At 39.5% G+C, this 12,865-nt stretch carries 14 protein-coding genes and 1 tRNA gene; 9 read left to right on the top strand and 6 right to left on the bottom strand.

Annotated elements, in window-relative coordinates:
• Nucleotides 1–98: 98 nt before the first annotated feature.
• The gene (locus MST18_RS09145; RefSeq protein ID WP_078188774.1) at nt 99–314 is read left to right on the top strand and encodes a hypothetical protein; all 216 of its coding nucleotides are present in this window, start codon (nt 99–101) and stop codon (nt 312–314) included.
• A 187-nt stretch (nt 315–501) separates the two neighbouring features.
• Nucleotides 502–945 carry a GNAT family N-acetyltransferase gene (locus tag MST18_RS09140; protein WP_373684453.1) on the top strand — a complete coding sequence of 148 codons (444 nt, stop codon included), beginning with the start codon at nt 502–504 and terminating at the stop codon, nt 943–945.
• 52 nt (nt 946–997) lie between these two features.
• On the opposite strand, the gene MST18_RS09135 is transcribed toward MST18_RS09140, so the two are convergent.
• Nucleotides 998–1,513 (bottom strand): nuclear transport factor 2 family protein, encoded by a 516-nt coding sequence (locus MST18_RS09135; protein WP_257227507.1) that lies wholly within the window; start codon nt 1,511–1,513, stop codon nt 998–1,000.
• A gap of 286 nt (nt 1,514–1,799) precedes the next feature.
• Here MST18_RS09135 and MST18_RS09130 point away from each other — a divergent pair, with 286 nt between their 5' ends.
• Entirely contained in the window at nt 1,800–2,396 is a 597-nt protein-coding gene (locus tag MST18_RS09130) for a YceI family protein (protein WP_078188771.1), read from the top strand.
• Nucleotides 2,397–2,477: 81 nt separating this feature from the next.
• On the opposite strand, the gene MST18_RS09125 is transcribed toward MST18_RS09130, so the two are convergent.
• Complete coding sequence (locus MST18_RS09125; RefSeq protein ID WP_180133044.1) at nt 2,478–3,107, bottom strand: LysE family transporter; 630 nt, start codon at nt 3,105–3,107, stop codon at nt 2,478–2,480.
• Between the two features lie 66 nt (nt 3,108–3,173).
• Nucleotides 3,174–3,881 (bottom strand): glutamine amidotransferase, encoded by a 708-nt coding sequence (locus MST18_RS09120; RefSeq protein ID WP_180133045.1) that lies wholly within the window; start codon nt 3,879–3,881, stop codon nt 3,174–3,176.
• Between the two features lie 417 nt (nt 3,882–4,298).
• Between MST18_RS09120 and MST18_RS09115 the strand changes: the two genes are divergently transcribed.
• On the top strand, nt 4,299–4,574 hold the full coding sequence (locus tag MST18_RS09115; RefSeq protein WP_168377639.1) for a hypothetical protein: 276 nt from the start codon (nt 4,299–4,301) through the stop codon (nt 4,572–4,574).
• 86 nt (nt 4,575–4,660) lie between these two features.
• Here MST18_RS09115 and MST18_RS09110 read toward each other — a convergent pair whose 3' ends face one another.
• The 3 genes from MST18_RS09110 to cysS form a co-directional block, all read right to left on the bottom strand.
• The gene (locus MST18_RS09110) at nt 4,661–6,760 is read right to left on the bottom strand and encodes a TonB-dependent siderophore receptor (RefSeq protein ID WP_180133046.1); all 2,100 of its coding nucleotides are present in this window, start codon (nt 6,758–6,760) and stop codon (nt 4,661–4,663) included.
• A gap of 628 nt (nt 6,761–7,388) precedes the next feature.
• Nucleotides 7,389–7,464, bottom strand: a tRNA-Gly gene (locus tag MST18_RS09105).
• 62 nt (nt 7,465–7,526) lie between these two features.
• Nucleotides 7,527–8,948: a cysteine--tRNA ligase gene (cysS, locus tag MST18_RS09100; RefSeq protein ID WP_180133047.1), complete on the bottom strand. Its 1,422-nt coding sequence runs from the start codon at nt 8,946–8,948 to the stop codon at nt 7,527–7,529.
• A 356-nt stretch (nt 8,949–9,304) separates the two neighbouring features.
• Between cysS and MST18_RS09095 the strand changes: the two genes are divergently transcribed.
• From MST18_RS09095 to lptB, 5 genes are read left to right on the top strand one after another with little or no spacing between them, the layout of a single operon-like run.
• Nucleotides 9,305–10,282, top strand: coding sequence for an SIS domain-containing protein (locus MST18_RS09095; protein ID WP_180078473.1), 978 nt, complete (start codon nt 9,305–9,307; stop codon nt 10,280–10,282).
• A gap of 4 nt (nt 10,283–10,286) precedes the next feature.
• Nucleotides 10,287–10,826 carry an HAD family hydrolase gene (locus tag MST18_RS09090; protein WP_078188762.1) on the top strand — a complete coding sequence of 180 codons (540 nt, stop codon included), beginning with the start codon at nt 10,287–10,289 and terminating at the stop codon, nt 10,824–10,826.
• Nucleotides 10,827–10,861: 35 nt separating this feature from the next.
• A complete protein-coding gene (lptC, locus tag MST18_RS09085; RefSeq protein ID WP_180133048.1) occupies nt 10,862–11,404 on the top strand; it encodes an LPS export ABC transporter periplasmic protein LptC in 543 nt (180 codons plus the stop codon).
• Nucleotides 11,394–11,960, top strand: a complete 567-nt coding sequence (lptA, locus tag MST18_RS09080; RefSeq protein ID WP_111883783.1) for a lipopolysaccharide transport periplasmic protein LptA — start codon at nt 11,394–11,396, stop codon at nt 11,958–11,960. The genes lptC and lptA overlap by 11 nt, the downstream gene beginning before the upstream one ends.
• On the top strand, nt 11,960–12,703 hold the full coding sequence (gene lptB / locus MST18_RS09075) for an LPS export ABC transporter ATP-binding protein (protein ID WP_078188759.1): 744 nt from the start codon (nt 11,960–11,962) through the stop codon (nt 12,701–12,703). Before lptA ends, lptB begins: the two co-directional genes overlap by 1 nt.
• Nucleotides 12,704–12,865 lie beyond the last annotated feature (162 nt).

Raw genomic sequence — 12,865 nt, 5'->3', positions numbered from 1 at the left:
TAACGATTTGTAACGAATGAATTAAAGCATTGGTTTAAAATTAATTCATTCATGCAGTATTCAGCCACGGGTGCAATGTTGCCCCAAGTGAGGAAACGATGAGCCTTTATGATCAGATAAATGATGAAATTGTACTGATGGATGCTGGTGAACAGAAATGGATTGGCACAGACTTAGAGCTTGAAGCCATGGTTGCAGTAGAGTTGATGTTGCAAGATTTGCAAGAAGACAAAGTGATTAAGATTCGCCGTAAGAACCATGAAAAGCATACAGGTTTAAAGCAGGTAGATCGGATCTTGGTTGAAAAGCTATAAGCTGAATGGTTAAAAAGTCCGAATCTTCGGGCTTTTTATTTGTCTATTGTATTTATAAAACAGATAAGAAAACGTCCTTTCAAGACTCATCATGTTTAAAAAGAGCGCATAAAATACAGTGTTTTCAACACAAAAAGCTTTATTTCAGTTATAAAAATCCAGTGATCATTTAAAAAAGCCATTGAACGTGCAAATACAAATTAAAAATTTAACTGAAATTTCAAAAAGCCAATGGCAGCCGCTCTGGGAGCTGTATTTAGAATTTTATAAAAGTCAGGTGGCGGATGCAGTGACCGAGCGAACATGGCAAAGGTTACATGCTGCTGAGTGCGAACATATGTATGGCTTTGCAGCCGTAATTGAACATGAAGTGGTTGGGATCGTGCATGTCATTGAACATGAGAGCTGCTGGACATTGCAGCCTTATGCCTATTTGCAGGACTTATATACCATTGAGGATTGTCGCGGGCAAGGCATTGGCAAAGCGCTGATCGCGAAAGTGAAAGAATATTGTGATCAGCGGCAGTGTGACCGTGTGTATTGGCTTACGCATCAGGAAAATGAAACTGCGCAAAAGCTGTATGATCAAATCGCGAGAAAAACCGGATTTATCCAATACCGCTGTCATTAACTCAATGTAAAAGGCCATTCCAAATCAACAGCAGCTTTTGCGCATCTCAGTATTAAGCTGAAACTTTAAAGTTTTTAGTCGGGTCTGCATCTTGCTGAATGATCCATTCTCCACCTACGCGGAATGATGATGCTGAGGCATAGGTATCTTCCATAAATTGGAAAAAGCTGATTAAACCATTTTGAACTTTGGCTTTAATTGAAAAAGGCGAGGTGAAAGTATTTTTTGCATAGACTGAGGTGTAGGTGAATTGACCAAATACAGCTACGGTTTCATCTTCAGCGATCATATCGGTGATTTGAAAGTCGTCGATATTCCAGTAGGTCCCGACGTTGGCAAAGGTATAAATATAAATGTCTCTGCCTGTGCCAGACCCAGCCCACGGCTCAATTTGTTTCAGTTCTGGGTTGCTGAAGTTTAGGGAAACATACGCTGCGTCTTCTGCAACCAGCAGTTGAGTTGCATTTTCGACGAGTTCTTTTGAAGTATTCATAAGAAATGCCAACACGACATCTTTGGGAGTTTTAGTCTTTAAGGCTTTTTCAATAGCCAGCGATTGTTCTGTCATTTTTGGGTACTCAGATTTTTATGATGTCTAAAAATCTTAAGTGGATTTGTATTGAAAACCTACGACTCAGATGGGTTGATGTTTCCTAAATTTAGGATAAATAGCGCATAGCCCAAATTAATTATTTGAAATATATGGGAAATTTAATAATTGAGAGTGGTTGTAGATGCTGCTACAGATTTTACAAAACTATCGTTCTAAACATGCAACAAAACGTTTTATCTTTAAAGCTGTAATACGGCTAAAAATCTATAGACTTAATGGTATTCGAAAGTGAGATAAAAACATGAACTTTAAAGCATTAACAATCGGTTTGGCGGTAGCATCAGTTACAACAATTTCTATGGCAAAACCTGTTGCCTATCAAATTGATCCTACTCATACAGCAACAGTATTTACGTGGAATCATTTTGGTTTCTCAACGCCTTCTGCAAACTTTAGTGACATTCAAGGGACAATTAATGTCGATAATGCAAAACCTGCAAATTCGTCTGTGAATGTGACGATTCCATTATCGAGCTTAAATACCAATGTCAAAGCATTAGATGATCATTTAAAAACAGCTGATTTCTTTGATGCTGAAAAATATCCAAATATCACGTTTAAAAGTACAAAAGTTCAAGCGATCAGCAAAACTAAATACAAAATCACGGGTGATTTAACAGTTAAAAATGTGACTAAACCAGTGGTATTGGACGCTGTATTGAACAAGCAAGCCGTTCATCCAATGACTAAGGCTGAAACGATTGGTTTCAATGCAACGACTTCTTTTGATCGTTCAGCATTTGGTGTAGGTGCATATGTACCAAATGTAGGCGACAAAATTACGGTAAATATTACGACTGAAGCCGCTGTGTCTACAGCAAAGGCAGCAGCTAAATAAGATTTAGCTCCCTCAGCTAAGTTAGGAAAGCACCCATTTGGGTGCTTTTTTATGTCTCGTAGATGAGTATTTGATGAGTGGTCAATCGCGATTGAGCAGCAATAGGCAGCCAAAACTGATGAAAATTCCACCGGTAATGGCGTCAATTTTTTTACTAAATTTTTGATAGTAATGGGTCATTTTAGGTGCTGAGAATAAGACCGCAACCAATGCAAACCAAATCAAACTTTCAATAAAGACTAAAGCCAATAAAGAGCTTTGATCAAAAATACTGACCTTTGCACTGATTCCAATAGAAAATACACTAGTGAAATAAACCAATGCTTTTGGATTGGCCATATTGGTCAAGAAACCTTGGAATAACAGCGTCAAAGGCGATTTTTTCTGTACAGCTTGCTCGGTTGGTTTCGTTATTGTGCCGAGGTCTTTACTCCATGCAGATTTTAATAACTGAGAGCCTAAATATAAAAGATATAAGCCACCCAAAATCATGAGGCATTGTTGTAACCAAGCCATTTTTTGAAATAGAAAATGTAAGCCACTTATTGCACAAATTGACCAAACTAAAATACTAAGTGATATACCTAATGCGGCAAATAATGCATGTGATCTGGATTGTCGAATAGCACTTTGAGTGACAAAAAAGAAGTCTGGGCCTGGGCTGATGAGAGCAAAAAAGTGGATGAGCGCAATGCTGAGTAAGGAAGTCATTCTAATGGCTTATACGTTTTGAAGTGCAACCGTTATAAGCCATTTAGCTTTAAATTAATAGCTGTTTTAAAGCTCAAGCTGTTGTAAGAATTGTTGCAAAATAAGGGGAGCAACACGTTCTAAATGAGGTGCATGTTGTTGGCTTTCCATGCGTAAATTTGGGATGTTAATTTGTGCTTTATGCAGTTCACATGTATGCCCAATTAGCCATTTTTCCATGGCCTGTGTTTCTGCTTCAATATGAAACTGTAGAGCTAGAATATTGGGCCCATAGCTAAACGCTTGATTTGGATAAATTGCTGAGCTGGCGAGTAACTGTGCATTTACAGGTAAATCAAAGGTATCACCATGCCAATGCAGTACAGGCACTTGATCTAATGGCGCTAATATATTGTCAGCAAAAGCATCAAGTTCTAAGTTACTCCAACCGATTTCTTTGCTATGACCTGCATAAACTTTCGCTCCCAATGCATGCGCAATTAGCTGAGCACCTAAGCAAATGCCTAAAGTCGGTAAATTACTCTCTAAACGTACTTTAAGTAAGTCTATTTCTTTTTGTAGGAAAGGGTAGTCATTAGTTTCATAAACTCCGATCGGGCCGCCCAAAATGATGGTAAGCCCTGTATGTTGCATAGCTTTACTGAGGTCATCGATACCAGCTTCGAAGTATCTCACCCGATAACCCAGTTGATAAAATACATCTTCCAATGAACCCAAATCTTCAAATGCAAGGTGTTGAATGACGTAAATGGTTTCGTTTAATGCAGTACTCATAGGGATTTTTCAGGATTAAAATTTCAAAATAGAATGTAGCTTGAATTGTCGGAGATTAAAAAGGAAAACTGTAAATTTTTCACAATTGCGAAAAGAGATAAATATAGAAGTTGGCTGAAGCATATTTTTTTTCTTTGAATGATTAGGTTTGATCGTTGAACTTAGCATTTAAAACCTTTGTATTGTGAATTAGGGGATTCCCGAAAGGCTTTATTGGTAAAATTTATGAGAAAAAGTGCATGAAATTTTGATAAAGCTTTGGTTTGCTATAAAAAAAAGATGAAAAACCAATGGAAAAGCGTTTAGAGATGCGTATGATGAAATCTTCGACAAACAACAGTTCATTTTTCTTTTAATATCATCACATAATTAGATAACTGATTTTAAAAGTAAAAAAATATAAGCCAGGGAACTTGTATGCAGTCAAAACATAATCGAGATGCCAGTCTCTTGCATGCGATACATAAAATTTTATTGAAGGAATGGGACCCGTTAGGGATTCGCCGTATTCCTGCTTTACGTGATGAATATGATGATTATTTGCCCAATATTTTTAAATTAATTCAAGAGGATTCAAGTGAATCAGAAATTTTTGAATATTTATGGTGGGTTGAGCAAAAGGTCTTAGAGAAAAAAGGGCGGAAGGAACATACCCTAAAAATTGCGAAAATGTTGAAGGCAATTGAGCGCTAGTTTGCGGTCGTGTACGCATAAAAAAACCGATTCGTTGTCCGTATCGGTTTTTTATTTTAATCTCTTAGAAGTCTCTTAGAAACGGTTTAGAATTTCTTTTCTAAGGTAAACATAAAGCTTGGAATTGCTTCATTGATACGAGATTGGTATAGCGCGCCAGAACTTTGTTCTTTTAACACTTCTTTATAATCTGAGCTGAGAATATTACGTGCATTGACCGATGCAGACCAATTTTGATCAAAGCGTTTAGTAAAACTCACATCCATGTTAACACGTTCATTGCTGGTGCGATTGTACGGTTCGTTGCTCAGTGCACGTGTATATTCAGGGGTGTAATTGAGGTTCACACTTGTTGCAATACGCCACGGTTGATAGTTATAAGATAAGCCAGCACTTGCGGTATAAGGTGCAACATCGCTTGCCAAACGATCAGAGGCGTCAGTTTCTTCAATTTTTGCACGTATAGTTGAAAGCTGAGCATTCAACATAAATGAATGACCATTCTCCGTTTGCTTCAGTGCATAACGTCCAGCAATTTCCACACCATAAGTAGTTGCACTGTCTTGGTTATATGGACGTTCGACAAAACGGCAATCGGTATTTCCTGCTTCACAACGACCACCTGTAGCATTTTCTGACAGGATCGATTTTTCGATATAGTCATTAATTTCTCGATAATATGCAGTGATATTTACACCGCCAGCAGGGGTGTTATAGCCTAAGGTTGTTTCGTAAGCATTAATAGTTTCAGGTCTTAGGTCTGGATTACCACCACGATCAGGGTTGTTTAGTGTCCCTGCATCACTATCTGTAGAAACTGAAACAGTCGGCATCAATTGATTACTACGTGGGTTTTTAAAAGCCTGACTCAAATTGGTTTGGAGTGACCATTGGTCATTAAAGTCAAAACGGTGTGCTAATACAGGACTTAAATGCTGATCTTGATAATCAACTAAACCTGAACGATAAATCCACTCTTGGCGTACACCTAAAGTTAAGGTTTGGCGCGGCGTATATTTCCAACTTCCTTCAATATAAGCAGCATACAATTGTTCATCTAAGGTCTCTGCAATATTGCTTTCAAGTTCATTACTACGTAGATCGGTACCAAATTTTATTTGGCGTTTTGAATCGAACTTGCGGACACCGTCGTAGCCTAAACCATATTCATTAATTTGTTCATCAATATATGATTGAGAATTTCTATACTCTGTTAATTCCGTTTCATTTTGCTGCTCGATTGATAAGCGAATTTTGTCGGAATTACCTTGGTCTTTACGCTCATATCGTGTGTTGAGTCGAATGCTGTCATTTTTATCTTTTTGGACTTGGGGGCCACTTGTGCCTTTGCTTTCATTGTTGCGATAAAACATTTCAGCGACCAATTTTTGTTGATCATCAAGTTGATATTCAACACGTGGGGTCAGCATTTGCGACGTACGATTGGTGATGCGTTTTTGAGTTTTCGTTACTGTTGCATCTTGTGTACGGATGAGCGTATCTGAATCATTCCACATTTGGCTCCCAGATAAACTATAGATCCAAGGGGCTGAACGACCATCCATTTGAAAGTTTAAATTAGTGCGTTCTTCTTCACGTGTATTTGACTTTGTTAGACCATAACCAGCACGTACAGAACCACTCAAACGCGTGCCATTCAATGGTTCTTTTAAAATAATATTAATGACAGCAGATGAAGCAACCGAGCCTTGAGCTACACTTGGTTGTTTGGTGATTTCAAGGCGTTCGATCATTTCCGGTGTAATGCTATCAACAACTGACATGCCCCCACGAGGACCACCTTGTACAGGTTCACCATTTATTAAAAACACGGGTGCGCCACCACCACGAAAACGCATACCGCCAGCACCTGCACCACCACGTGGACCACCGCCAGCACCGGGGAGTTGAAACCCCGCAGCACGACGCAGTGCATCATTGATGGACTGATCGCCAAATTTCAACATTTCATCACGGCTTATGATGGTTTTTGCGACAGCACTGATATCTGGGTCTTTGGGCTTAGTGCTTGCTGTTGGAACTTCAAATGTTAAAGCTTCCATTTGCTGAACTGCTGCAGATTCTTGGGGATTTTGAACAGTATCTGCGGCCCAAATTGATGTTGAGATCGTAAGTAATGCGTAACTTAAGCTGGTCAATTTGAGTGTGGTGTGCGCGCCGTGCATTATTTGGTTGTCCAAATGTAATTTTGGCAAAGAATAACGGAAAATTATGGAGAAAAATTGAGGAAAATAACCAAGATGAGCATTTCATCTGATTATTTTTTAACAGGTAGGCGAAAGGTCATATTGCAATAAGGAAAGCCTTATTCGTTGGGGGAAAATTAAGGCCTATTAACGTCGCTACAATATAATAAATAACAGATGTTACGCAGTAACATCAGAAGCGTACTTTGCTTCAAATAATAAAGATACGCGTTAATGTCATCCGCAATTGTTTGAGACAGGACGACTTCTAATCAAAAGTGTTTTTGCTATACGTTGAATAATTTGACGGTAGTGAACGAGTTTTGTCTGTGAAGTGCATTGCGCCGCAAGATGGTTTCCTTGCGAAGCTTCGCATCTCATTTTGCCGAATGAGAGACAATGTTTCGTAAGAGTACTTCCAACCGAAAGCTAATCCCTTTATTTAATTCTTAAATGTAAGACTTTGTCGAATAGATTTAAAATTATTTTAAAAATGCGAAATGGCTTTCATGTGCATAACATGAGTAAATACATCTAAAAATAAGCCGTTGAAGAAAAATTTAGACATAAAAAAACCCTCATCTTTCGATGAGGGCTTTTCGTATTCTGGAGCGGGAAAGGAGACTCGAACTCCCGACCCCAACCTTGGCAAGGTTATGCTCTACCAACTGAGCTATTCCCGCAATGAGGTGAATTATAGAGAATTTCACGCAACTGTCAACTCTCTATGCTTCTGTTTGCTTAATTAATCAGCGCGACGCCAAATAGTACCTTGACGTGTATCTTCCAGAACTACGCCCTGATCCAGTAAAGATTGACGAATGTCATCTGCTTTGGCAAATTCTTTAGCCTTTTTCGCATCTTTACGTTGTTGAATTAAATCTTCAATCTGTTCTTCTGATAAGCCTAATGCTTCCTGACCGATATCAGATTTCAGGAAATCATCTACATTGTGTTGCACCAAACCTAAAATATTGGTCAAGTGACGCAATGTCGAATAATATACAGCCGCTTGTTCAGCATTTTCATCTTTTACGGCACGGTTCAATTCTTTGTTGACTTCAAACAATACCGCAATTGCTTCTGCGGTGTTGAAATCATCACGCATAGCGGCATTAAAGCGCTCAACTAAAGCATCATCCAAAGTTTCTACGGTTTTTTCACCATAGACTTGCTGATAAGCTTTAAATGAATGATAGAAACGGGAAAGGGTATTTTTTGCTTCTTTTAAAGCAGTGTCAGAGAAGTTTACTGGGCTACGGTAATGTGATGACACAATAAAGAAGCGAATCACTTCAGGGTGGAATTTATCCATCACATCACGAATAGTGAAGAAGTTACCTAAAGACTTCGACATTTTTTCGCCATCGACATTAATAAAGCCGACGTGCATCCAGTAATTGACATACTGTTCGCCAGTAGAGGCCTCAGATTGCGCAATTTCATTTTCATGATGCGGGAAAGTTAAGTCTGAACCGCCACCATGAATATCAAAATGGTTACCTAAGCAGCAGGTCGACATCGCTGAACATTCAATATGCCAGCCCGGACGGCCATTACCCCAAGGTGAAGCCCAAGAAGGTTCATTTTCTTTGGCATGTTTCCAAAGCACGAAGTCAAAAGGATGTTTCTTTTCTACTTCTACATCAACGCGTTCAGAAGCACCAGCCTGCATATCGTCAAGTTTACGACCCGAAAGACGACCATATTTGGCAAACTTTTCAACTTCAAAATAAACATCGCCATTTGCAGATGGATATGCTGTACCTTTGTTAACCAAGTTACCAATCATATTCTGCATTTGATCGATATAGTCTGTTGCACGTGGTGCTTCATCAGGTGCTGCACAACCTAAATTGGCAGCATCTTCGTTCATGGCCTTGATAAAGCGATCGGTTAAAGCAGTAATGCTTTCGCCATTTTCATTGGCACGGGCAATGATTTTGTCGTCAATATCGGTAATGTTGCGAACGTATTTAACGTTCCAGCCCTGACTGCGCAGGAAACGGATAATATAGTCGAATGCAACCATAACTCGAGCATGACCAATATGACAGTAGTCATACACAGTCATTCCACAGACATACATGTCGATATGTCCTTCTTTGCGAGGTACGAATTCTACTTTTTTACGTTGCTCTGAGTTATATAGAACAAAAGGTTGCATAGGTCTTCAAATTGTTTCTACCAAAAGATGGCTCATCTTAACCTAAGCATTTTTTTTCATAAAGTTAAAACCCGAAAAAGCAGATATTTTTTAATGCTTGATGTAATTGTACAGCTGGAAAAAGAAGTTGAAGGCTCATTTGATTCGGGCTGAATCTCATTCGAGTGCTGAATTCAATTTATCTGTCCGGAAGATAAAAATGAAGAAATGCATCTTTTCTGCATAATTCATGAATTCTTATACATTTGGAAACGTGCTATTTGCATAGATATGATAAAATTGTGAAAATTTTTTATTTTGAAAGTGAGAGCGCACCTCTCACGGCTTAAGGTATAACAACTTTGAATCCACCAAATATGCCGAATCAAGTCGATTTTCAGAAAGTCGCATTAGAAACTTTGCGTATTGAAGAGCATGCTTTACAAGTATTAGCGACGCAAATAGATGATCGTTTTAGCCAAGCCTGCGAAATCATTTTACAGTGCAAAGGGCGTTTAGTGATTACTGGTATGGGTAAATCGGGTCATATCGGTCGTAAAATGGCCGCTACGTTTGCCTCGACCGGTACGCCATCTTTCTTCATGCATCCGGGTGAAGCTGGACATGGTGATTTGGGCATGTTGGTTAAAGGTGATGTGCTCATTGCAATTTCAAACTCAGGTAAAAGTGATGAAATTATGATGCTCATGCCATTGATCAAACATTTGGGCATTCCTCTAATTACCATGAGTGGCGACAATAAAGGCCCAATGCCACAAAATGCCGATGTCGCATTGACCTTGGGTAATATTCAAGAAGCATGCCCTTTGGGTCTAGCGCCGACCTCAAGTACCACTGCAACATTAGCCTTAGGTGATGCCCTTGCAGTTGCATTATTGGATGCACGTGGCTTTACCTCAGATGATTTTGCACGTTCTCATCCTGCTGGAGCGTTGGGTAAGCGTTTGTTATTGCATGTAAAACATTTGATGCATACAGGTGAAGACTTACCCAAAGTGTCGCCAGAGACACCAATGAATAAAGTTCTGTACGAAATTTCAAATAAGCGTTTGGGTCTTACCACGATTGTCGATGAAAACGATACCTTATTGGGTATCTTTACCGACGGTGACCTACGTCGTTTGATTGATAAACAGCAAGGCTTTGATGTGAATATGAAAGTCTCAGAAGTGATGATTAAAAATCCTTTGACGATTTCACAAGAAGAACGCGCGGTACATGCTTTAGAACGTATGAACGACAAGAAAATTACACAATTTGTGGTTGTTGATGATGCCAATAAAGTGATTGGGATTATCAGCATGCATGATCTGATTCAGGCTGGGGTAAATTAAGAAAATGGCATCGTATGTATTGCTAGAACAAGCGCGTCACATAGAAGCACTAGTACTGGATGTAGATGGAATTTTAAGTGATGGATTTGTAACGTTAACCAATAGCGGCGATGAAATCAAATCCTTTGATATTCGAGATGGCTTAGGCATGAAGTTGGTGCAAAAAGCGGGTATCAAAGTCATCATTATTACTGGCCGTAAAAGTAATATTGTTGAAAAACGCATGTCTGACTTAGGTGTGGACTTGGTTTTTCAAGGACGTGAAGATAAAGGCGTTGCCTTGACTGAAGCCTGCGCACAGTTTGGTATTGATCCTTCAGATTGCCTATATATGGGCGATGATTGGCCCGATCTTTCAGCCTTCGCTATTGCGGGGATGAAAGTGACCGTACCAAATGGACATTTAGAAGTACGTCGCCGTGCAGATCTTGTTACGCAGGCGATGGGTGGACGTGGTGCTGTTCGTGAAATCTGCGATATGCTTTTAGTTTCTAAAGGTGTATACCAGGAACTACTTGAAAAATATGCAAGTGCACCTTATTAATAAATTGATGCAGTCACTGGATTGAATCTCCGCTTATGGATACTAAAGTTTTATACGTGACAGCTGTGGTCATTGCTGCAGTAAGCGGTGGTTTTTACTATTTCGGTGGAAAGGGTAATAAGCTTCAGGCGGACTCTTCGAAAAGTATGACTTACTCAGCTGAAAACATTAACCTGACGCAGACTGATGAGCAGGGAAAATTGCATGTTCGTGCGCAAGTCGATCGACTTGAGCAGGATTTGCAAAAGCAAACTTCTCATTTGGTGAATCTGAAAGCATCGACCTATCAGGATGGTGTTGTCGATGCCACGTTCTTTGCCAAACATGCCAATGGCATGGATGATAACCAAAAAGTCGTACTGAGTGACAATGTGGTTGCAACAAAATTGATGCGTGAAGGGCAAATGGAGTTTCGTACTGAGGAACTAACTGCTTTTCCAAAAAAGCGTGAAATAGAAACGGACAAGACTGTAACGGTGATTTCACCACAAGCCGAATTTGTCAGCCAAGGTTTAAAAGCAAATTTAAACGACGGTCAATACGAATTTTTTAATATTCGAGGAAAGTATGAACCATAATTTTAATCGAAAAACAGCAAAAACTTTCCTAAAACGTACAGCGCTACTCGGTTCACTGGCGTTATGTTCAGTTGCAGCTTTTGCTTTGCCTTCAGATCGTAATCAACCGATTTCATTGGTTGCCGATCGTGCAACGTTTAATGAAAAAACCGGGATTACGACGTATACCGGTAATGTCATCATTGAACAGGGTTCGATGAAGCTTCAGGCAAACTCAATCGTTGCGAACTTAAACAGCAAAAAAGAGATCAGTACGATTACAGCAACGGGTGGGCCAGCACATTTCCAACAAAAAACTGACCCTGCCAAAGGCTACGCAAAAGGCCAAGCACAGAAAATCGTCTACAATGCTGAAACAGGAATTATCACCATGACGGGTGGTGCTTTGTTACAACAAGATGGTGCAAGTATTCGTGGTAATAGCCTGAAATACAGTATGAATAAAGGTGACATCGTTGCTGAGGGTACACCAAATAAATCTGGATCTTCTTCGGGTCGTGTACAGATCGTAATTCCACCGTCAAGCACTAAGTCCTTCCCAGGAGCACGTGATTAATGGAGCAAACCTCGCAAGTTCAAACTTTATGTATTAAACATTTAGCCAAAAACTACAGTAAGCGTTGGGTGGTAAAGGATGTATCCTTTAGTATGCAAAGTGGTCAAATTGTGGGTTTACTTGGTCCAAATGGTGCAGGTAAAACCACAAGTTTCTATATGGTTGTTGGCCTAGTGCGTATGGATAAAGGTGAGATTCATTTAGATGATCTTGATTTGTCTGACTTGGCAATGCATGAGCGCGCACGTAAAGGTATTGGTTATCTACCCCAAGAAGCATCTATTTTTAGAAAATTAACCATTTCTGAAAATATCATGTCGATTTTAGAAACCCGTAAAGATCTAAATAAGCAACAACGTCAGCAACGTTTAACGGAATTGCTTGCCGACTTTAAAATCACACACATCAAAGATTCTCTTGGTATGAGTGTGTCGGGTGGTGAGCGTCGTCGTGCGGAAATCGCGCGTGCGTTAGCGGCAGACCCTAAATTTATGTTGCTCGATGAACCTTTTGCAGGGGTTGATCCTATTTCAGTGGGTGATATCAAAGACATTATCCGAACATTGAAAGATCGTGGTATTGGTGTATTAATTACAGATCATAATGTGCGTGAAACCCTTGCGATTTGTGAGCATGCTTATATCGTGAGCGAAGGTTCAGTGATTGCAGAAGGTACTCCAGAAGAAGTGCTTGCAGATGAAACGGTACGTAAAGTTTATCTTGGTGATGATTTTACCGTTTAATTGAATAAAATAAGAAATTTCCCGTTGAATGGTGCTAGTTTCATTCAGCGGGTTTATGTTATTGTCTGAAATGACAAAAACTGAGCGATTAATCTAAAAAATTAACAAGAATTCAGTATACTTTTAACTAAAAATACGACCTGCAAAAATCATGCGATTACG

It is taken from the genome of Acinetobacter sp. YH12068_T, from assembly GCF_024606005.1.
Classification (GTDB): Bacteria; Pseudomonadota; Gammaproteobacteria; order Pseudomonadales; family Moraxellaceae; genus Acinetobacter; species Acinetobacter amyesii.
This window is presented reverse-complemented; position numbering and strand designations above follow the sequence as displayed.

Coding starts and splice junctions, on each gene's coding strand:
- MST18_RS09130 (WP_078188771.1), top strand. CDS start 1,800: ATGAACTTTAAAGCATTAACAATCGGTTTGGCGGTAGCATCAGTTACA.
- MST18_RS09095 (WP_180078473.1), top strand. CDS start 9,305: ATGCCGAATCAAGTCGATTTTCAGAAAGTCGCATTAGAAACTTTGCGT.
- cysS (WP_180133047.1), bottom strand. CDS start 8,948: ATGCAACCTTTTGTTCTATATAACTCAGAGCAACGTAAAAAAGTAGAA.
- MST18_RS09135 (WP_257227507.1), bottom strand. CDS start 1,513: ATGACAGAACAATCGCTGGCTATTGAAAAAGCCTTAAAGACTAAAACT.
- MST18_RS09115 (WP_168377639.1), top strand. CDS start 4,299: ATGCAGTCAAAACATAATCGAGATGCCAGTCTCTTGCATGCGATACAT.
- MST18_RS09090 (WP_078188762.1), top strand. CDS start 10,287: ATGGCATCGTATGTATTGCTAGAACAAGCGCGTCACATAGAAGCACTA.
- lptA (WP_111883783.1), top strand. CDS start 11,394: ATGAACCATAATTTTAATCGAAAAACAGCAAAAACTTTCCTAAAACGT.
- MST18_RS09120 (WP_180133045.1), bottom strand. CDS start 3,881: ATGAGTACTGCATTAAACGAAACCATTTACGTCATTCAACACCTTGCA.
- lptB (WP_078188759.1), top strand. CDS start 11,960: ATGGAGCAAACCTCGCAAGTTCAAACTTTATGTATTAAACATTTAGCC.
- MST18_RS09110 (WP_180133046.1), bottom strand. CDS start 6,760: ATGCACGGCGCGCACACCACACTCAAATTGACCAGCTTAAGTTACGCA.
- lptC (WP_180133048.1), top strand. CDS start 10,862: ATGGATACTAAAGTTTTATACGTGACAGCTGTGGTCATTGCTGCAGTA.
- MST18_RS09145 (WP_078188774.1), top strand. CDS start 99: ATGAGCCTTTATGATCAGATAAATGATGAAATTGTACTGATGGATGCT.
- MST18_RS09125 (WP_180133044.1), bottom strand. CDS start 3,107: ATGACTTCCTTACTCAGCATTGCGCTCATCCACTTTTTTGCTCTCATC.